Annotated in this window: 21 protein-coding genes; 10 read left to right on the forward strand and 11 right to left on the reverse strand. The window is 40.1% G+C overall.

The features are described from left to right. The first annotated feature begins 235 nt into the window (after positions 1 to 235). Both MusilaSJ_RS04465 and MusilaSJ_RS04470 read left to right on the forward strand, forming a co-directional pair. A complete protein-coding gene (locus MusilaSJ_RS04465; RefSeq protein ID WP_274988862.1) occupies positions 236 to 742 on the forward strand; it encodes a ferritin-like domain-containing protein in 507 nt (168 codons plus the stop codon). A 22-nt stretch (positions 743 to 764) separates the two neighbouring features. Then, complete coding sequence (locus MusilaSJ_RS04470; protein ID WP_274988863.1) at positions 765 to 1,043, forward strand: hypothetical protein; 279 nt, start codon at positions 765 to 767, stop codon at positions 1,041 to 1,043. 25 nt (positions 1,044 to 1,068) lie between these two features. On the opposite strand, the gene MusilaSJ_RS04475 is transcribed toward MusilaSJ_RS04470, so the two are convergent. The 8 genes from MusilaSJ_RS04475 to MusilaSJ_RS04510 all read right to left on the reverse strand — a co-directional run bounded on the left by MusilaSJ_RS04475 (position 1,069) and on the right by MusilaSJ_RS04510 (position 8,791). Further along, positions 1,069 to 1,458, reverse strand: a complete 390-nt coding sequence (locus MusilaSJ_RS04475) for a hypothetical protein (protein ID WP_274988864.1) — start codon at positions 1,456 to 1,458, stop codon at positions 1,069 to 1,071. 75 nt (positions 1,459 to 1,533) lie between these two features. Then, positions 1,534 to 2,328 (reverse strand): DUF6438 domain-containing protein, encoded by a 795-nt coding sequence (locus tag MusilaSJ_RS04480; protein WP_274988865.1) that lies wholly within the window; start codon positions 2,326 to 2,328, stop codon positions 1,534 to 1,536. 11 nt (positions 2,329 to 2,339) lie between these two features. Further along, complete coding sequence (locus MusilaSJ_RS04485; protein WP_274988866.1) at positions 2,340 to 2,972, reverse strand: HAD family hydrolase; 633 nt, start codon at positions 2,970 to 2,972, stop codon at positions 2,340 to 2,342. Between the two features lie 273 nt (positions 2,973 to 3,245). After that, the gene (locus MusilaSJ_RS04490) at positions 3,246 to 3,905 is read right to left on the reverse strand and encodes an MBL fold metallo-hydrolase (RefSeq protein WP_274988867.1); all 660 of its coding nucleotides are present in this window, start codon (positions 3,903 to 3,905) and stop codon (positions 3,246 to 3,248) included. Positions 3,906 to 4,187: 282 nt separating this feature from the next. After that, positions 4,188 to 5,528, reverse strand: a complete 1,341-nt coding sequence (locus MusilaSJ_RS04495; RefSeq protein WP_274988868.1) for a PhoH family protein — start codon at positions 5,526 to 5,528, stop codon at positions 4,188 to 4,190. Positions 5,529 to 6,182: 654 nt separating this feature from the next. Next, a complete protein-coding gene (locus MusilaSJ_RS04500; protein ID WP_274988869.1) occupies positions 6,183 to 6,941 on the reverse strand; it encodes a TIGR03915 family putative DNA repair protein in 759 nt (252 codons plus the stop codon). 1 nt (position 6,942) lies between these two features. After that, on the reverse strand, positions 6,943 to 8,199 hold the full coding sequence (locus tag MusilaSJ_RS04505; protein WP_274988870.1) for a putative DNA modification/repair radical SAM protein: 1,257 nt from the start codon (positions 8,197 to 8,199) through the stop codon (positions 6,943 to 6,945). Between the two features lie 151 nt (positions 8,200 to 8,350). Next, complete coding sequence (locus tag MusilaSJ_RS04510) at positions 8,351 to 8,791, reverse strand: Hsp20/alpha crystallin family protein (RefSeq protein ID WP_274988871.1); 441 nt, start codon at positions 8,789 to 8,791, stop codon at positions 8,351 to 8,353. A 136-nt stretch (positions 8,792 to 8,927) separates the two neighbouring features. Between MusilaSJ_RS04510 and MusilaSJ_RS04515 the strand changes: the two genes are divergently transcribed. Continuing rightward, on the forward strand, positions 8,928 to 9,374 hold the full coding sequence (locus tag MusilaSJ_RS04515; RefSeq protein WP_274988872.1) for an acyl-CoA thioesterase: 447 nt from the start codon (positions 8,928 to 8,930) through the stop codon (positions 9,372 to 9,374). A 123-nt stretch (positions 9,375 to 9,497) separates the two neighbouring features. Here MusilaSJ_RS04515 and MusilaSJ_RS04520 read toward each other — a convergent pair whose 3' ends face one another. Together MusilaSJ_RS04520 and folB are read right to left on the reverse strand one after the other, a co-directional pair. Further along, positions 9,498 to 10,895 (reverse strand): FAD-binding oxidoreductase, encoded by a 1,398-nt coding sequence (locus tag MusilaSJ_RS04520; RefSeq protein WP_274988873.1) that lies wholly within the window; start codon positions 10,893 to 10,895, stop codon positions 9,498 to 9,500. A gap of 2 nt (positions 10,896 to 10,897) precedes the next feature. After that, complete coding sequence (folB, locus tag MusilaSJ_RS04525; RefSeq protein ID WP_090526249.1) at positions 10,898 to 11,257, reverse strand: dihydroneopterin aldolase; 360 nt, start codon at positions 11,255 to 11,257, stop codon at positions 10,898 to 10,900. 237 nt (positions 11,258 to 11,494) lie between these two features. Between folB and MusilaSJ_RS04530 the strand changes: the two genes are divergently transcribed. From MusilaSJ_RS04530 to MusilaSJ_RS04540, 3 genes are all read left to right on the forward strand, one after another. Then, positions 11,495 to 12,676, forward strand: a complete 1,182-nt coding sequence (locus MusilaSJ_RS04530; protein ID WP_274988874.1) for an acyl-CoA dehydrogenase family protein — start codon at positions 11,495 to 11,497, stop codon at positions 12,674 to 12,676. A gap of 104 nt (positions 12,677 to 12,780) precedes the next feature. Next, complete coding sequence (locus tag MusilaSJ_RS04535) at positions 12,781 to 14,877, forward strand: ATP-binding protein (protein WP_274988875.1); 2,097 nt, start codon at positions 12,781 to 12,783, stop codon at positions 14,875 to 14,877. Between the two features lie 143 nt (positions 14,878 to 15,020). Beyond that, a complete protein-coding gene (locus MusilaSJ_RS04540) occupies positions 15,021 to 17,102 on the forward strand; it encodes a tetratricopeptide repeat-containing sensor histidine kinase (protein WP_274988876.1) in 2,082 nt (693 codons plus the stop codon). Positions 17,103 to 17,106: 4 nt separating this feature from the next. Here MusilaSJ_RS04540 and MusilaSJ_RS04545 read toward each other — a convergent pair whose 3' ends face one another. Then, a complete protein-coding gene (locus MusilaSJ_RS04545) occupies positions 17,107 to 18,465 on the reverse strand; it encodes a GH1 family beta-glucosidase (protein ID WP_274988877.1) in 1,359 nt (452 codons plus the stop codon). A 298-nt stretch (positions 18,466 to 18,763) separates the two neighbouring features. Between MusilaSJ_RS04545 and MusilaSJ_RS04550 the strand changes: the two genes are divergently transcribed. From MusilaSJ_RS04550 to MusilaSJ_RS04565, 4 genes are read left to right on the forward strand one after another with little or no spacing between them, the layout of a single operon-like run. Then, complete coding sequence (locus MusilaSJ_RS04550) at positions 18,764 to 19,231, forward strand: DinB family protein (protein WP_274988878.1); 468 nt, start codon at positions 18,764 to 18,766, stop codon at positions 19,229 to 19,231. 42 nt (positions 19,232 to 19,273) lie between these two features. Then, positions 19,274 to 19,687: a hypothetical protein gene (locus MusilaSJ_RS04555; RefSeq protein WP_090525977.1), complete on the forward strand. Its 414-nt coding sequence runs from the start codon at positions 19,274 to 19,276 to the stop codon at positions 19,685 to 19,687. Beyond that, positions 19,684 to 20,331: an SCO family protein gene (locus MusilaSJ_RS04560; RefSeq protein WP_274988879.1), complete on the forward strand. Its 648-nt coding sequence runs from the start codon at positions 19,684 to 19,686 to the stop codon at positions 20,329 to 20,331. The genes MusilaSJ_RS04555 and MusilaSJ_RS04560 overlap by 4 nt, the downstream gene beginning before the upstream one ends. Next, positions 20,328 to 20,744, forward strand: coding sequence for a c-type cytochrome (locus MusilaSJ_RS04565; RefSeq protein WP_274988880.1), 417 nt, complete (start codon positions 20,328 to 20,330; stop codon positions 20,742 to 20,744). Before MusilaSJ_RS04560 ends, MusilaSJ_RS04565 begins: the two co-directional genes overlap by 4 nt. Positions 20,745 to 20,788: the final 44 nt, after the last annotated feature.

Raw genomic sequence — 20,788 nt, forward strand, 5'->3', positions numbered from 1 at the left:
TCGGACAGAACCTTATGGCGGCCGTCTCACCCGGGCGCCGGTTCTTCCCGTTGCTTAAGTATCCCTTTAAAATTAATATAAAACTGACATGCTAAAATGCTATTACGCCTCCCCGGGATAAGTCCTCGCGATGGCCGTTTTATCGCCGATTCATCCAGTTGTATTTTATGGCATGCAGTTAAACAGGTCATTTCACTGGTCAACACCTAACTAAAACATAAAAACATTAACCCATATGATACGTTATTTATTAAAACAAAACAATAACGCCATGGGAGTTTTACAGCACGTACAACATCAGATCTCGGCACTGAACGATCTGATCAAGATAAATAACGACCGGATAGCCGGATATCACAAGGCTACCGAAGCAACAGATGAAACCGGATTGAATTTACTTTTTAATGAATATATTGATCAAAGCAAAAATTACGTTAGTGAAATACGCGATTACATTCAGGTATTAGGAGGAGATCCTGCAGGCGGTACTACCCTCGCGGGAAAATTTTATCACGCCTGGATGGATGTAAAATCGGTTTTTGTAAGTAAAGACAGTCGCTCGATACTTTCGGATTGCGAATACGGCGAGGATATAGCTAAGAAAGCTTATTGGGCCGCACTTGATGATAAGGAACTGATATGGGAAGATGAGCAGGTTGTAACCCTACTTAATAACCATTTGGAAGGTTTAAAAAAAGCGTATGATACCATTAAATCGTTAAGAGATACGGTTAATGCCTGACCATAATTTTGTTATATAGCAAATGAGCAATTCAAATCAATCATTTTTTTCGGCATGCCGCATGCCTGATCAATACGCTAAGGTTACCTGCACACAGGATAAGGTAATTTATACGCTTTCGCAATTAAAACAGGCCACAGTTGCTGATATAGCATTGAAGTTAAGGGAGTATGAACCAACGGTAAATACTTTCACACACGAGAAAAACACAATTGAAGTGCTTGATTATTTGTTTGCCCGCGGCTTGGTAAAGATCAGCAAACAAAATGGCCAGTTAAACTACAACCTGATTAATGCTTAACCGGATTGTAGTTTGATATTTTTATTTACATACCAGGTGCAAGCGGTTTTGCCGAAACTACGCTATCAACCACAAAAACGCTTACTCCCCGCCATGGCAGCGTATGCAGGTATTCTTTATAGTGGAGTTCTAAAAATGAACCAGCATTGCTGCTCAGTTGCTTAGCTACCTTTTCATCTGTTACCGAAAACATAAATTCATTTGAGCCAATTGTGCCCCCGGTAACCTGTGTGCGGATGCCGCTTTGAATTAACCGGCCTTCGTAGGTTTTAAAAACATAACCCTTTTTTACAAAATAGTTCATGGTACCGGCCTTGGTTCCCTCGCCAAAAACAAAATAATAACGATAGTAAAAAAAGCCTACTATAATCAGTAGTAATATGAGGGTGATAATAACCTTGGTTTTTGTTTTCATCGGAGATTTTATTTGCTAACTAAGCTACAAAAACTTAGCAGGTAAGCAAACATTTATATCATGACCATGGCCTGTTTAGTTTGCCGGCTTCTCTCCTTCTTTGATTTTCGTGAGGGTTACTTTTTTAAAAGACTCCACTAAGAAGGTAACCAAACCGGTTAGGCTAAAAGGTGGATCATTGGTAGTTAGCGTAAGTTTGTCCTTATTGTTTTCAAAATCGATATCCAGGTAATAATTAGGCGCATCTGTAACCTGGCTACCCTGTTTCCAATCGTACATCTTTTTTAATTCACTCCGTTTTAGCCAATAGTTCAGACTATCAAGTTGTTGGTTAGTGAGCTTCCCCGCATAATCTCCTTTATAAGGATCTGCAAACTCGCCGCCTTTTAATCTATAAGTACCATCTGCCCAAATATTGATCAGTAATTGAGGGCAATTGCCATAACAGGTTGAGGATAGGAAACGAAGTTTTGAAAATTTGATCCCGTTATCAAAACTGGCCTTATAATTTTTAAACTGTAAGGGAGGGCGACCGGCTAATTTTATAGCGTTATCATTAACAGCTTTAATGGTTAATTTCTTGCCATCGAAATAATTGATTATAAACTTGGAAACATCAATATGCTGTTGTTTAAAATTGTCTGCACTGGTGGTATACGTATCAATTATTTTAAGTGTATCATGCTCTATTTTGTATTTGTTTTCGTGTTTCTTATATCCATCCAAATTAAAATAAACCTTGCCGCTATTAAAATAAAGGTAGCCGAGGTCTTCGGTAATCCATTGTTCCGACTCAACAGTTGCATGCTGGCCCGATACTGTGCCACATAGGATAGTTAGCAATAAAACAAGCAGGGATACGCTTTTCATTTAAATTTAACTTACAAACTCAAATAATATTGGGTAAGGGATTCAAAATCGTCAAACTTATTATCATAATCATCGGTATTACCAAAGCCGTAGCTAACAAACACAAAGGGTATACCGGCAAGGCGTGTTTGCTCAGCATCGCCATTGGTATCGCCTATGTAAACCGGGTTCTGCAAATTGTGTTTATTCATGAGCAGATGCATGTTGTGGTTTTTAGGCATCTGGTTGGTACCATAAGCCATGCTATCTGTAATAACCTCATTGATACCCGCCCATGTTAAAAACAGCGGAATAATACCAACAGCACAGTTACTTAATACAAATAATTTGTATTTACCTGCCAATTGTTCCAGGCCTTTAGTAACTCCTTTATACATAATACCACCGCTGGTTGGTAATATTTCGCGCCTTACCTGGTTTACCGCATTGTAGATCTCTATCCCCGTTTCCTCATCAAATTCGGGCAGCATTACCCGGGTAAGCTTTTTACCATCCATACCGATCACGTGCAGCAGTTCATCTCGTTTAATAGTCCGTTGAATATCAAGCTTTTGAAATATCAGGTTCCATGATTCGGCGTAGGTATCAACGGCATCCCAAAGGGTTCCGTCCATATCAAAAATGAGGCTGTCGGGTTTCTGCATTAGCTAAAAGTATGTTTTTCGCTAAGATGAAAATTTAACGGCAATTAATGTTCATGTTTTCTTCATTATTAATCCTCACCTTAGCATTGTGATAAGGTTAACGCGGGTCGGCTTAGCAGGAGGCTGAGCCCGCAAAGAACCCCCGCCTCTCGGCGGGGGTTTCTTTTTATACTGGTGGCTTTAAAAGTCGTAAGTCTTAAGTTCAAAGTCTTAGGTCGTCACGATAATGGTTTCTAATCCTCCGGGTTAAGCCTTGGAGCGCAAGACTTCCGACTAAATACTTATCCCGTCGCCTACTTTATAAATTTCATGAAACTTGATTCCTTTCTTGTCAAAATGTTTTTTGTAAGCGGCATAACGCTGAAATATAAAGAAATCTTTTGCATAGCCGTCATGTACGGGAAATATCTGTTTAGGATGTAACTCATCAGCAAAAGCAGAAATTGTTGGTTCATTGGCAAATGGCGCCATGGTAACCATAATTAACAATTCAACTCCTTTAAAATTCAACAGTTTATCCTCCATCGAATCAACCGGGTGCAGCACTTTGTTATTGATCAGGAAACCCGTCATTTGTGGCAGTGGGTTATCCATGATAAGCTCATGCCTTACCGGGAATGCCTGGAGTTTAAATGGCCCTGCACGATGGGTACCCTCTTCAAGAAGTGTATATTTTAAATTGATCTTATCCAATTCCCTGCCTACCTGCGAATTAGTGACAACAGTCGCGCCGCTTAACTCTACAATACTTTTTAAGATATCTATATCGAAATGATCGGGGTGGATATGGGTGATCACAATAGTTTTTACATCAACAAACATTTGCGGTGTAACTAAACCCTCGGCAAAAGAAAACTTCCCCGGATCAAATAATAACTGGTAACCATCCAGCTCAAAAAGCAGGCACGAATGCAGGTATTTTGATATTTTCATAAGCAGATAGGAGTTTATTTCCTAAAGATACACAGGAAAGGCTTATGAAGTTTGAAAAATCAAGCTGTCTTTTTGAGAAGTTATTGATATAAATTTCATTGTCGCCTAACGGCTTTAAAAACGGATCATGCTGAGGCTCCCGAAGCATGGTGGGTTGGACCTCTGCGCACGAGTCTTCCACAGGCTCAGACTAACAGGCCATTTTATCATTTCAACTTCAGGGTCCGCCGGATTTTCAAACTACCCATGGCAAGCTCTATACGCTTAACAAAGCGTTGGATTCTACAATAGTTCGGTAGCCAGATTGGCCAGTTCGCTCCTTTCCCCTTTTTGCAGGGTAATGTGAGCGTAAAGCGGATGCCCTTTGGCTTTATCTATTAAATATGACAGCCCGTTACTTTCGGCATCGAGATATGGGGTATCTATTTGATAAATATCACCTGTAAATACAAATTTGCTGTTTTCACCGGCCCTGGATATGATAGTTTTCACTTCGTGCGGGGTTAGGTTTTGTGCTTCATCAACAATAAAAAAGATCTTACTAAGCGTACGCCCGCGAATAAAAGCCAGCGGAGCTATCGAGATTTTATCGTTGTTAACCAATTCATCAATTTTGGCCTGCATTTTTTCGTCATCACCAAACTGATCTTTTATGAATTTAAGATTATCCCATATCGGGGCCATATATGGGTCAATCTTTGATTTGATATCGCCAGGTAAAAAGCCAATATCTTTATTACTTAAAGGAACTATAGGACGGGTAACAAAAATCTGGCGATAATATTTACGCTGTTCAAGCGCACTTGCCAACGCCAGCAACGTTTTACCGGTGCCTGCATTGCCCTGTATGGTTACCAGCTTAATATCAGGATGTAATAAGGCATGAATTGCAAAGGACTGCTCCATATTGCGCGGAAAAATATTAAGCACGGGCTGTTCTATAACTTTTTCAAGCTGTTTACTATGCGAATTGTAAAAACCTACCGTATCACTCTTTTTACCCTTTAATACATAAAAGTGGTTGTTGGTGTACGAGGTGATCTTTAAATTTTCGGCCGGTACGTTTTCATTTTTATTCAGAGTTGTAATGAGCTTTTCAGTCACCTTATCTACATCCGTTTTACCAGTATAAAGTTCCTCCAGATTTTTGATCTTGCCCGTTTCATAATCTTCGGCATGCAGGTTAAGGGCTTTGGCTTTGAGGCGAAGGCAAATATCTTTTGATACCAACACTACCTTTTTGCCAGGATTTTCTTCCTGTAAACCGAGGGCCGCGTTGAGGATGCGGTGATCCGTTTTATCCGAACCAAAAATCTGCTCGGCATCCTGGCCGGTAGTCTTAGTATCCATGGCAACTTTAAAGCTGCCTTTAGTTTTACCGTTAAGCGGGATCCATTCGTTGATCAGTCCATTGTGCGACAGGTCATCCATCAACCGGATAAAGCTTCGGGCCTCAAAGTTACGGGTATCATTACCGTTCTTTTTATTATCGAGCTCCTCCAATACCTGGATGGGTATGGCAACATCGTGCTCCTGAAAGTTTTGAAATGCGTTGTGATCATATAGGATCACAGAAGTATCTAAAACAAATATTTTCTTCTGGTTACGCCGGCCGTCCTTCATATCCGCCTAAAATAACGATTTTAAGGTTTGAAGAAAAATTTCTCCTCAAACAAAAAAACCTGTAAAAGCGAAAACGGGAGTCATCTCTTGCGATTTGAACTCCCGTTTCCAAACTGTTGTTTAACCGTAGTTGCCCAACAGCATCAAGTTTTGTGTATCTGTAACCGACATGATTTTCGTCAGTTGCTCTCTCGAGCGGGTCGACTATTTTCAATGTCACCGGTTTCTGTTGTTTCCCTCCGTAGAGTTCTTCTTCTTAATTCCGGTACCTCCTTTAATCACTTTCTTTTTTCTAAAGACTCTCGTCTTCTTCATTTTTTCTTGTGACTCAGGGACTTCCCTTGATCTTTAGTTCCCCCGAAGGTTCACCCGATTCAATTTCTGTTTTCCTGAAAGGCTGTCAAAGTACGTCGTTCTTGATGATTTCAATATCGGGACATTACTGTGATTTGGCAAATATTTTTGATTGTTTTTATTAACAGGTTATTAACAACAAATCAACACTTATCAACATTAACGTTCAGTCCATCTCAAGTATAAATTAAGGTAATTTACTGAAATACAAGCTACGTTATTAACATTGTCCATTATCAACAAAGGACGTGAAAAACTATTTCTATCGAAAGAGAAAAAACGCGTAAAATAATAAAAACGCTAAATTTTCTCTGTTAAATGCCGCCAATATCGCTTGGGAATATGGCGTATATGAAGCCCGGTGTTTTTGCGCGAAGGAATGTATAAACTGGCAAAATAATCTTTCCAAAGGTTTTGATAAACACCTTCATCCTCACTATAAGCGGCAATGACATTAATTGGTTTATTTAATTCGGCAAAATCCATTTCAATGAATTGCGTATCATGCAGGTCATAATATAAGCCATATGCCCTTTTAACATCATAGATCATCCATTTTTGATCGGCATACCGGCTTTTGAAGTGCTTAATCAATAAAGGCAATACGTTAAAATCAGGTTCGATAGCCGCATAAAAAGTACCATCATTCAGTTTTTGAAACCTAACAAAAGCTTCCATCCTGTGTTTTTCGCGCCGCACCATTTTTAAAATTTCCGACAGGCGCATCACATATTTATTCCCGTAATCTTCTTCAATATTTTGGTCGCTGTCAAAAACATGGCGGATAAAACCAAGCACGTTGCAGTCTTCGCCGGCAATTTCGGCCATGTGACTAATGTAAAGGCGCTGCACACCGGCAGCTGAAAGTTTTTTCCGCAATCCCTTTAATACCCGGCCGGCGCGCGCCTCGTCAGTAACAATAGGAATTATCTCTTCAAACAACGCACCGCTGCGCCACTCTCCTTTCAATAACTTTACAGGATACAGTTTACGTTCGTAAATCTCGAACACAGCTGTAAGGAGCCCCTCAAACGTTCCGTCATAAACCAGCGTGTTCATATTAAAACAGGTTAAGTTGGGTTTGTGTATTTTTAATGTACTTGCTTTGCGATTGAGCCATAATAAATTGCTTAATGTTTTGCCCCGTTAAATCCCGCCGTTCAAATTCATTGCTTTTGCAGGTAATAAAGTATCGCGCCCGGTTAATGGCCACTCCTATTTTTTTTAGCTGTTCCCAGCCCAACCCGGAAAATTTACGTGCAGCCACAATTTTTTGTGCCGATAACAAACCGATACCCGGCACCCGGAGGATCAGTTGCAAATCGGCCTTATTGATATCAATAGGAAAAGCGTACATATTGCGGATAGCCCAGCTGAGTTTGGGATCAATATCCAGATCAAGTAATGGATTTTGATTATTGACGATCTCGTTTACATGGAAACCATAAAAACGCATGAGCCAGTCGGCCTGATATAAACGATTTTCACGCACCAGCGGCACCGCGGTATTAAGGGCAGGTAGCCGCTTATCGGCCAGCACAGGTACATAGCCCGAATAGTACACCCGCTTTAAATTGAAACTCTTATAAAAATAATCAGCCGATTGCAACACCTGCTGATCGCTTTCCGGTGTGGCGCCTACAATTACCTGGGTACTTTGTCCCGCTGGTGCAAATATGGGCGCGTTTTTGAAAAGCTTTTTCTCTTCTGTATTTCGAATGATCTCCTGGTTCAAAAAACGCATCGGATCAATCATGTCCTGCCGGTTTTTATCAGGTGCCAGCAGCTTTAATCCGGCCTCGGTTGGCATTTCCAAATTCACGCTGAGCCTATCTGCATATAAGCCAGCTTCGTGCATCAGCTCGGCATTTGCGCCGGGGATGGATTTTAGATGGATGTATCCGTTAAAATTATGCTCGGTTCGCAGTTTTTTAGCTACGTGCACTAATCGCTCCATGGTATAATCAGCATTTTTAAAAATACCGGAGCTTAAAAACAAGCCTTCAATGTAATTGCGGCGATAAAAGTTAATGGTAAGGTCAACCACTTCCTGCACCGTGAAGGCGGCCCGTTTGATATCATTATTTTTCCGCGACACACAATAAGCGCAATCAAAAATACAATGATTGGTAAGCAGTATCTTCAATAACGAAACACAACGCCCATCTTCCGTATAGCTATGGCAAATTCCGTTACTGGCATTTCCCAAACCCTTGTCCTTATTTTTCCTGTCACTTCCGCTCGATGCACATGATACATCATACTTAGCCGCATCGGCCAAGATATTGAGCTTTTCCGTTATCCTGTCTACATTCATACCAATCAAAAATACTAATATTATTAGTAATTAATAAAAACGCAGTTAAAATATCTTACAACCACAGCTTGGTTATCTTGCAAAAAAAAGACCGCCCCATAACAGGGCGGCCTTCAAACCAAACTAACTACTTTATGAAAACAGCCTTTAATTATTTCACAGCTATTTCTCTTGTTTGAAATTTAGCTTCTTCTCTTTTTGCTACGGTGAGCTTCAGGATACCATCGGTATAATCTGCTTCAATTTTTGATTGATCAGCGCTTTCGGGTAATGTGAATGACCTTACAAATGAATTGTAGCTATATTCACGTTTACTAAATTTTTTACCTTCTTCAACATTTTCGGCTTTCTTTTCTGCAGCTACGCTCAATACGTTTTTGTCAAGATTGATTTTAAAATCTTCTTTCTTTAAGCCAGGTACAGCCAGTTCAACATGAAATTCATTTTCAGTTTCTGCAATGTTTACCGCAGGTACACGGGCGATTAACTTATCGTTTAAAAACGAGTCATTGATCAGTGAATCAAATACATCGCTAAAAAATGGGTTAGCTGAAGTGTTTTTAAGGCCGTTGTTAAATTTTACTAATGTCATTTTTATATCCTCCTAAAGTTTTGTTTTTTGTTAACTTCGTAACCTATTGATCAACTGCTGTACCAACAGCAAAACCGTCTATACCAAACGACAAAAAGTCACTATTAAATATTTTAGGCGGACAAAATGACCGAAAATGGCTGAAAAACTTACAGATTATAAATATAAAACCCTTATCCCCATCCGCTTTTCGGATATCGATTCATTTGGACACGTAAACAACGCTGTATATCTTACTTATTTTGAAATAGCCAGGATTGGGTATTGGAAAGAAATTATTAACTGGGACTGGAGCAATACCGGCATTATTTTGGGCCGTTCGGAAATCAATTACCTAAAACCGATTACCGTTCAGGATAATATTGCCTGCTATGTACGTACCATTCGTATAGGTAATAGCAGCTTTGATATAATGCACGTGTTGGTAAAAATTACCCCTAATGGCGAGGAAATTGTAACAACCGGCAAAACGGTTTGTATCAGCTACGATTACTCGGCCAATAAATCTGTTTCTATTCCATCACCTGAAAGGCATAGGATGATCAATTATGACGAACCGAGGTTAATTTTAAATACGAATTGATGTATTGATGTGCAGATGAAGCTTGTATTGTGCAGATTTCAAATATGCAGATGGAGCTTACATATCTAATTCAAACATTTACGCACCTGAAATCTGCACATCCATAATCCGCACATCTGAAATCTAAAATATCTTCCCGGGATTTAAAATCCCTTTAGGATCAAACACTTGCTTTATCCCTTTCCATAATGCAAAATGTATATCTGAATATTTTATCGGCATAAAATCTTTTTGCACCAGGCCTATGCCGTGCTCACCAGATAAGGTACCACCAAGAGATACGGTTAATTCAAATATTTCCCTGATGCCGAACTTCAGCTTGTTATTCCAGTCCTCATCGCTCATGTTGGCTTTAATGATATTTACATGCAGGTTTCCATCGCCTGCATGGCCATAACAAACTGATTCAAAGCCATATTTAGCTCCGGTTTCTTTTATTCCCTTAATTAATTGTGGCAGTGCGGCACGCGGCACAACAGTATCTTCCTCTTTATAAACCGAGTTTGATTTTACCGATACCGCCATGGTACGCCTTAAACGCCAGAGTTCTTCTTTCTGGGCAGTCGAATCGGCAAACAACACATCACGGCAATCAAACTCTTCAAGCACTGCATTTATTTTTTCGCAATCGGTAAAAATCACATCCTGGTTGGTGCCATCTACTTCAATCAATAAGAACGCTTCAATACCATCCTGCAAATCAAAAGCAATATCATCATGCTCCTTAACCCACTCCACTCCTCTTCGCTCCATAAACTCCAGTGCAGACGGGATGATCCCTGCCCTGAATATAGCCGAAACAGCTGCGCAAGCCATTTCATTGGTTGGGAATAAGGCCAGCATTAAAGCATCTAAAGTGGGCGCAGGAATAAGCTTCACCACAATTTTAGTGACAATGCCAAGAGTGCCTTCCGAACCGATCATCAATTGGGTTAAATTATAACCTGATGCATATTTAAGCGTATTTGCACCCGTCCAGATGATCTCGCCCGATGTTAAAACCACCTGTAAGTTCAGCACATACTCCCTGATGGTTCCATATTTAACAACCCGCGGCCCGCCCGAACCATGAGATACGTTGCCTCCAATAAAGCAACTACCTTTACTGGCCGGATCAACGGGGTATAACAAACCTTTTACAGCTACGGCGTTCATGAACTCTTCGGTTATAACGCCGGGCTCAACAGTAGCCTGCAGGTTTTGCTCATCAATTTCAAGAATTTTATTAAAACGCTCCATGGCTATCAGCAAACCGCCATTAACCGGCAGGGCGCCACCGCTTAAACCAGTACCTGCCCCGCGCGGTGTTACCGGGATCAGGTTTTCGTTACAGATTTTCAACAATGCAGCAACTTCTTCGGGGGTTTGCGGACGGGCTACAACTTCCGGATAATAAACCAGGTCTTCGGTTTCGTCATGGCTGTACTTTTCGAGGCTTTCGTGGCCGGTTAAAACATTACCGGTGCCAACAATTGCGGTTATAGCCTCTAATATTTGAGCCGATATTTTATTGAATTCCATGATCAGGATTTCTTGTAATTTATAATAACAGCCGAATGCGCTACCTTGCCACTTAAGGGCGGAGTAAGTTTTTTAATGGTAACCTCAATACTTTCAACAAACGGGTATTTCTTTTTTATACGATCGATAATTGCCTGGCCAACGGTTTCAATCAATTTACGTGGTTGTTTCATCTCTTCGCATGTAATAATATACACACGTTCATAGTCAACAGTTTTACTTAAATTATCTTCCAGCAAATCGCCGGGAGGCACAAAACCAACATTCACATCAACTAAAAAACGGCAACCTATTTTTTGTTCTTCGGGATAAAATCCATGGTACGCGAAAAACTCCGCGCCCTGCAAGGCTATATTGATCATGGCCAAAAATAAAAAAAAGCCCTCTCTAAATCTCACTCTCTATAGAAAGACTTTTCAAAATATTTTTATTTCGGCTGATTTCCAGCACCTCAAAAAATATTTTGCAATCAAAAACATGCTTTAAACCGTTTAAACCTGCTTTTTACCATAAAGTGGCTTCACACATCAAAAAATGGCCTTTTTGACTTGCTTTTACCGGCGATAAATGCTTTATATTTGCCCACCAACTATAATATTATGGCCAAAACAGATCTGTACGAAGCCCCCGATTATTATTTATTAGATGAGTTACTAACCGATGAGCATAAGCTGATCCGCTCATCAGTTCGTGACTGGGTAAAGAAGGAATTGAGCCCCATTATTGAAGAGTACGCTCAAAAAGCTGAATTCCCTTCACAGCTGTTAAAGGGCCTTGCCGAAATAGGCGCTTTTGGGCCTACCATACCGGTAGAATATGGCGGAGCGGGCTTAGATTATACTGCTTACGGCATTATCATGCAGGAATTAGAGCGGGGTGATTCGGGCATCCGTTCAACAGCATCGGTTCAGGGTTCGCTGGTGATGTATCCTATTTATGCCTACGGCAGTGAAGAACAGCGTAAAAAATATCTCCCTAAGCTGGCGAGTGGTGAATTAATGGGATGCTTTGGCCTTACTGAGCCCGATCATGGCTCAAACCCTGGTGGCATGACCACCAACATTAAAGATGCCGGCGACCATTATATCCTTAATGGCGCTAAAATGTGGATCTCCAATTCGCCTTTTGCTGATATTGCCGTTGTTTGGGCTAAGGATGAAGCTGGTAAAATTCGCGGGCTGATAGTTGAGCGCGGCATGGAAGGTTTCACCACACCTACAACCCATAATAAATGGTCGTTAAGGGCATCGGCAACCGGTGAGCTGGTTTTTGACCATGTTAAAATCCCAAAAGAGAACCTGCTGCCCAACGTAGCCGGTATAAAAGGCCCGCTGGGTTGTTTAAACCAGGCACGTTATGGCATTGCCTGGGGTGCATTAGGCGCTGCGATGGATTGTTACGACACAGCCCTCCGTTACACCAAAGAACGTGAGCAGTTTGGCCGGCCGATAGCCGGGTTTCAGCTTCAGCAAAAAAAACTGGCCGAAATGATAACTGAAATTACCAAAGGGCAGCTATTAGTTTGGCGCCTTGGGGTACTTAAAAACGAAAACAGGGCTACTCCTGCCCAAATATCAATGGCTAAGCGAAACAGCGTTGAAGCGGCTATTACTATAGCCCGTGAAGCCCGGCAAATGCTCGGCGGTATGGGCATTACCGGCGAGTATCCTATTATGCGGCACATGATGAACCTTGAATCGGTAATAACTTATGAAGGCACGCATGATATCCACCTGCTTATTACCGGTATGGATGTTACCGGACTCGATGCTTTTAAGTAATAGACAATCAATATGCTTTAACTTTTAGCAGCGCCGGTGTTATTCATGCGCATAAATATTGTTCATTATAATTATGAGCGTTATATTTGTTGTGTAACCACTTAATGTTGTCAACCCCTGATAGCCCCGTTAGTTTAAACAAACTGCTGGTCAACCATTTAATTTGGCTGGCCCTGGCTTTTTTATTGGTATTTAATTCCTGCGCAAATAGCATCAATGATACAGGCGATTACTCCAGGCAGTTTAAAACACTATTTGATACAGTAAACCTGTATAATGGCGAAAGGGCTCAGCCGCATAAGGGTATTCAGTACCTTGACTCGGCTTACAGAACAATAAAAAGCCCGTTTGTAAACGACAGGTTCCGTTTTTATGCCTTCCATTTTCTTTACAATTTAAAAGGACTGCATGACCCTAAAAAAGCCATGCTTTATGCTGATACAATGCGAGCTGTGGCTATCGAAAGTGTTACCCCGGATCAGCATATTAAATTAACTGCCGAAGCCAATTTCGCTACCGGCGATGCCTATTCGGCCCTGGTAAGGTACGATCAGGCTTACAGGTATTTTTACAAAGGTTACTCTATCGGCAAAAACGCAATTGACGATGCCATCCTGGCCGAATACACTTACCGGATGGGGATGATCATGTTTAAACAGGGGCGTTTTAGGGAAGCGGCCAATTATTTCAAGATCAGTCACAGGCAAAGCTATGCCTATACTGATGATTTTAAGGCCTTTTACCAGCGGCAGGAGCTTTTGGATAATATTGGCGAGAGCTATAAAAACAGTGGCGATATTGACAGCTCAAGCTTTTATTTAAATAAAGCGCTTGTTTATATCAATGAAAATAGTTCAAGGTTTGCCGAAAGGGCAAACCTGCTTGAAGTTGCACGAGGCGTGGTATACGGCAACCAGGGTGATCTGGCTTTATTAACCCATAATTATAACCAGGCACACGACTTACTGAAAAAAAGTATCGCTATTAATTTAAAACAAGGTTATGACAACCGCGATGCTGAATTAACCGAAATAAAACTTGCCCGGCTATATTTAATAACCAATAAACCAAACGATCTTTTTGAACTGCTGAAAAGACTCCGCGCCCAGCTCGATACTATCAAAAATGATGATGCTGAAACCAACTGGAACGGATTAATGAGTACTTATTATCTGCAGAAAAAAGACTACCAGAAGAGCTTGTTGTATTTAAAAAACTATTCATCATTAAAGGATTCGGCGACGAAAAGAACTTCATCGTTAAAACGGACGGATATTAATCAACAACAAGCCAATTTTGATAAAGAAAATCAGATAGAAGATCTTAAAAGCCATAATAAACTGCAATTGATATACATTTACCTTGCTGTGCTTTTTTCAGTGATGGCAGTGATCATTATCTTCCTTGTTTTTCGTAACCTTAAAAGGTCGAAAAGAGATATCGTAGCTATAAAAACACTAAATGACCAAATTAAGCTGCAAAAAACCGAATTAGAAAACACCCTTGAAGAAGTAAACCGGGGGAGCCGGGAAAAGGACCGAATTCTACGGGCTGTAGCACATGACCTCCGCAACCCGCTCGGAGGAATAGCATCGTTATCGGCCTCAATGGTTGATGATGCGCGTGATGAAGAACAAACAGACCTGATCAACCTCATAAAAGAAACTTCCTATAATTCCCTCGAACTCATCAATGAAATTTTAGAGGCGGCAAATACTGCCAACATGACTTTTAATAAAGAATGGGTTGAAATTAACAGCCTCATTAATAAAAGTGTTGATCTGCTGCGGTTTAAGGCAGCCGAAAAAGACCAGGATATCATGCTCAGCTTATTGGATACCCCCACTGAAATATTGATAAACAGGGAAAAAATATGGCGGGTTATCAGTAACCTGATCAGTAATGCCATAAAGTTTAGTCCCAAAGGTGCCGTTATTTATGTAATTGTAAACCAAAAACATCAAGGCGTTGAAATATGTGTTAAAGATTACGGTATAGGTATTCCTGATAAATTACAGCAACAGGTGTTTAATATGTTCACCGAAGCTAAACGGCCTGGCACCGACGGCGAAAAATCATTTGGTCTCGGGCTTTCCATCTGCCGTCAAATAGTTGAAAAACATAGCGGCAGAATCTGGCTAAAAAGTGAATCAAATAATGGTTCAAGTTTTTACGTTTATCTTCCGGCCCGGGCATCTTAGTATATCAGTTATTCCAAACCAGTTTATTTTAAACAGATGATAAATAGATAAAATATTGGTAAAACAAACCTGTCATTTTTTATTTTTTTTATAGATTACCCTTGTTTTACAATCAACTCTAAACCTCGCATAATTTAATATTGATGTTTATATACAAAAGCTTCAGGCAAATATGGCTATCCGGTAATATACAGGGTCGTTTGCTTTTTGTTTGCTTTTTGCTGATAATCACTTCGTGCGGGCAACAGTCAAAGGGCTTTCTTTCGTCTTCAGCATATACTAAGGCTGTTGACACTGCAACTATAATGTATGATAATGGGCATTACAAAGCTGCCGTAAATTATCTTGATTCAGCCTTCCGTCATTCAAGCAACCTCAGCTTCAAACAGGTTTATAATTACTATTATTTTATCTATAATTATGCTTCGCATATAAAGGCCGATCGAAAAATGGCTTTGCTGTACGCCGACAGTATGCTCAATATTTTCGACACGCCGGAGAAGAAGCTAAAATTTACCAGCGAATATGGACAGGCTCATCTTGTCAAAGGAGACGTGTTATTTGACGAACATCGTTACAACGAAGCTTACGGTTATTTTTACGAAGGGAAAGTAATTGCCAATAATAACCTTGACGATTGCACCATGGGTGATTATAGCTATCGCATGGGCATGATCCTGTATAAGCAGGAACATTACAGCCGGGCCGCGGTATATTTTAAAGAAAGCTTTGATGAAACCAGGTCATGCGAAGGGAATTTCAATTATTTTTATCGCAGGCAGGAACTATTGAATAATATAGGCTTAAGCTACAGTAAAATGTTGATGAATGATAGTGCTATGTATTTTTACACCAAGGCCCTTGATTACATTAATGATAATACTGCAAGGTTTAAAGACAGGCCCCAAATGGGGGAAGTATCCAAGGGCGTTGTATATGGTAATATGGCTGATATAAGTATCAGGCAAAAAGATTATAACAAAGCTAAAAGTCTGCTTAGAAAAAGTATAGCTATCAATCTGCGCAAAGGAAACGATAATAATGACGCTCAACACTCCGAATTAAAGCTTGCATCTATATATGATCGTCAAAACTTAAATGACTCTTTATTAAATCTTCTCAATGTTATCAGCCTCCAGTTTGATAGTGTTCAAAGTCCGGAAACAAAACAAAACTGGCACTTATTGATGTCAAATTATTTCGAGAAGCAAAATAATCATCAGCAAGCTATGACGCATTATAAGCAATATGATGGGCTTAAGGGCATCATAGCAAATGAAAACAAAAAACTAAAAGAAGCCGATGTTGCAGAACAGGTTAAAAGCCTTGAAAAAGATAACGAGTTTAATAACCTTAAGAAAAACAATGAATTGCAGCATATTTATCTGAGGGTAACTGTTGTTTTTGCTCTGATGCTCATTATTATCATTTCCCTGGTATTTTTAAACTGGCAAAAATCAAAAAAGAACATTAAAACGCTTGGAAGTCTTAACAGTCAGATAAACCATCAAAACCACCATCTTGAAAATGCTCTCCGTGATTTAAAACTCAATAACCAGGAAAAGGACCGCATTTTACGCACTGTTGCACATGATTTGCGCAATCCAATAGGCGGAATAGCCTCTCTTACCAGCGTAATGACAGAGGAAAATTATAGCGACGAACAAAAAGAACTGTTAAATATTATTCGGGAAACTTCATTTAACTCTATTGAACTGATCAATGAAATCCTGGAAGCTACTGAATCTGCTTCGGCTATATTGCATAAGGAAGCAGTTGAAGTTAATTCCTTATTGAGTAATAGTGTTGAACTGATGCGTTTTAAGGCCGCTGAAAAGCAGCAGATTATCAATGTCTTCCTGTTAAATTCACCGCTTGAAATTTGCATTAGCCGTGAAAAAATATGGCGGGTGATCAGTAATCTCATCAGTAACGCCATTAAATTCAGTCAGGAAGGATCGGCTATTTTAGTCATGGCCATTGATTTGGAAAATGAAATCCAGGTTTCTGTAAAAGATCACGGCATAGGAATTCCCGAAAAGCTCAAAAACCAGGTATTTAACATGTTTACAGATGCTAAACGCCCCGGAACCGCTGGCGAAAAATCATTTGGTCTTGGTCTTTCCATCTGTAAGCAAATTATTGAAGATCATAACGGTCAGATCTGGTTTGAGAGCGACACCGAAAATGGCACGTCTTTTAATTTCACGCTCCCTAAAAACTAACAGCTTATTTCAAAAATTCAGCATACCACCTGCCGGATGTTTTAACCGTGCGCTGCTGGGTTGCATGATCAACATGGATCAGTCCAAAACGAGGATGATACCCTTCGGCCCATTCAAAATTATCGGTAAGTGTCCATACAAAATAGCCGTTAACTTTACAGCCTTCATTTTTTGCCTTTAACACCTGTGCTATGTAATCCTTTAAATATTTTAATCTTTTGGGGTCATTTACTTCACCATCAGTAACCTCGTCGGAAAAAGCTGATCCATTTTCCGTAACGATAATCTTTTTAACATTAGGATATGCATCATATTTTTTGATCATATGATAAATCGAAGGCGGGTAAACCTCCCAGCGCATAGCTGTAAGGTCAACACCCCTCTTTTCGGCTTTGACCATACTTGCGTTGATATAGGGCGTAAAAAACGAATATTTTACAATTTCGCGAGTGTAATTCTGTATGCCGATAAAATCAAAATCAAAGCTCAGCTTATCCTCGTCGCCGGGGTAAAAATACTTTTTAAGGTCTTTAAGTGCAGGAAGATCTTTTATCGGGTACCCCATCCCCAGCAAAGGTTCAATGTATAAACGATTGATCAGCGCATCGGCACGGACTGCAGCAGCTATATCCCTTGGCTTATCTGTGTAAGGCTCTATTTGCGAACACGAAAATGTGGTACCTATTTGCGCCGTTGAAGGCAGTATTTTTCGCAGGATCCTGCCACCTTCAGCAATACTCATGGTTACGTGATGTATAGCGGGTACAAAGTTTTTCATACCACTGCGGCCCGGCGCATGGATGCCGAAAAAATAGCCAGCTCCCGTAAAAACTACAGGCTCGTTCATCACCATCCAGTGCTTCACCCTATCGCCAAAGTTGTGAGCACAAATAGTGATAAAGTCACTAAACCAGTTTATTGCTTCACGATTTGTCCAGCCGCCTTTAACTTCAAGCACATGCGGAAAGTCCCAGTGATAAACAGTTAACCAGGGTTCAACGCCTTGCTTAATACAGTAGTTGATTACCCGGTTATAATAATCAATGCCGGCGTGGTTAATTTCCCCGGTGCCTTCGGGCAAGATACGGGTCCAGGATATAGAAAAACGAAAATTGGGAATATTAAGTTCTTTTATGAGATCGATATCACGCTCATACAAATTGTAAAAATCGCAAGCGGTTTGTGCATGGTCGCCATTCAGGATCTTTCCTTTTTTTGTGGTAAAAACATCCCACACAGATAGTCCTTTTCCATCGGTATCATGAGATCCTTCTACCTGAAAAGCAGCAGTTGAAACGCCCCATTCAAAGTCGTTACCAAAAAGATCTTTGCTTAAATGTATTTCCCGGTCAGTAAGTTCCATTAATTTGAGCTACAAAAGCTCAAAAGTGCAATTATATTTATAAATGAAAAATTATAAGTGATAACTTAATGTATGAACGATGAACGCATACTTTTAAGCATCATCCACTGACGAAAATTGATGAGCAATCTGGAAATATTAATAATGAATTTCATGCCCTTATGTGATTTAACTATAATAATAAAGGTAACAAGCAGATGTTTGCTGAATGTGACAACTATGTTATTTAATTGTTAACCAGCATTTTCATAAATATACAAAATTGCTTTAATACATTAGCCATTAATTTACAAACGCTATGAAAACACACTTTATAAAAATGTTTGGTTATAACCTGTTTGCCAATCAGCAGTTGATACAGACAATGGAAGCAAACGGTTCGCCGGAGGTAACGCTTAAACTGATGGGCCATCTGCTGGCCGCCGAACAGGTATGGCTCGAAAGATGCAAACTTATCCTTTCTTCTCTGCCTAACACATGGCCTGAAAATGTTACAATTGAGCAATGCAAAAAACAGGTACCGGAGCGTTATGAAGCATGGGTCACATTTTTAAACGAAATCAATGAGGAAGATCTGAATAACATAATTCCGTATCATAGCTTTACCGGCGACTACTTTGAAAACCAACTTGGCGATATTATTACGCAGGTACTTAACCATGGTACACATACCAGGGCCCAAATTGGGCAGCAGCTAAAGTTTGCGGGTACAAAAACTTTACCTGTTACAGACTATAGTTATTATTTAAGAGTGTTAAACAGCTAAACATTTAGCATATTTGCCAAGTTTTATCACGCATCAAAAACCATGAAAAAACATCTATTCGCAGCCGCGGGCGTTGCCCTGCTATTGGGTTGTACCGACACTAAAAAACAGGAAAAAGATCTTTTGAACCAGGTAATTGCCGTACATGATAAAGTAATGGCCAATGACGAGCAATTGATGAAAAATAAGATGCTGCTGGATAGCCTTGTAAAAAACAATGCCCCTAATATCAATAAAGACACAGCAAAAGTGTATTTAAAACTGGTGGATGATGCCGATAATGCGATGAGCGACTGGATGCATAAATTTGACGCAGAAAATAAAGGCAAATCGCACCAGGAAATTATGGACTATCTTGAAGCTCAAAAGAAGCTCATCAGCAAAATAGATACGCAAATAAATGTAGCTGTTACCGGCTCAACTAAATATATAACCCAAATACCGGCAAAAAAATGAGGAAATTGTGGATAGGCATTGTGATATTAATGCTTTTCAATGCCTGCAAATCAAATACTAAAACCGCCCTTCCCATATTGGGTTATAAAACTCCGGTAACTAAAACGGTTAATGGCAAAACAGTAACAGATACTGAGTACGCCACTATCCCACCCTTCAAGTTTGTAAACCAGTATGCTGATACCATCACTCAGAAAAACCTGGATGGAAAAATTTATGTAGCCGACTTTTTTTTCACCACCTGCCCTTCTATTTGCCCGGTGATGCACCGAAATATGCTTAATGTATACAAGGAGTTTAAGAATGATGATAACTTCAGGATCATTTCGCATACCATCGATCCCAAATATGATACCGTGCCTGTATTAAAACGCTATGCGGATAAATTAGGGATTGCGGGCAATACCTGGTGGTTGCTGCATGGTGAAAAAGGCGATACTTATAAAATTGCCAAAAGCTACCTGCAAAGTGTATCCGAAAAAAATCCCAAAGGCGAATATATCCATGACGGCTTCTTTATTTTGATAGATAAACAGAAACGCCTTCGCGGTACTTACGAAGGAACAGATCCGGCAGAAGTAACCAAACTGATTGCCGATATCAAAACCCTGAAGGCCGAACCTGACCAAATAGCTGCCAAATGAAATTAAAGGTAATAGGCATTATAGCCATTTTGTTAGTTGTAATTGGCGCATCATGCCAAAGCGATGATCAAATTGAGTTTAAACGCTATTACTCGGGCGGAAGCCTTGTTTACCAGCAGCATTGTCAAAATTGCCATGGAGATAAAGGACAAGGCCTGTCATCACTTATCCCGCCATTAACGGATTCAACGTTTCTAAAACAGAACAAAGCGGTACTGGCCTGCTTCGTCAAAAACGGCCTTAAGGGAAAAATAACCGTAGCAAGCCGCTCTTTTGACGACCAAATGCAGCCTGATGATATAGCCCCGCTTGAAATTGCTAAAGTGCTTACCTATGTTACAAATTCTTTTGGTAATAAAATGGGGACTGTTACATTGCAGCAGGTTCAGGATGATTTGAAAAATTGTCAATAGTTTTTTTAGTTAATAGATCATGGTTCATGGCAAATAAACATCAC

The organism is Mucilaginibacter sp. SJ, from assembly GCF_028993635.1.
GTDB lineage: Bacteria > Bacteroidota > Bacteroidia > Sphingobacteriales > Sphingobacteriaceae > Mucilaginibacter.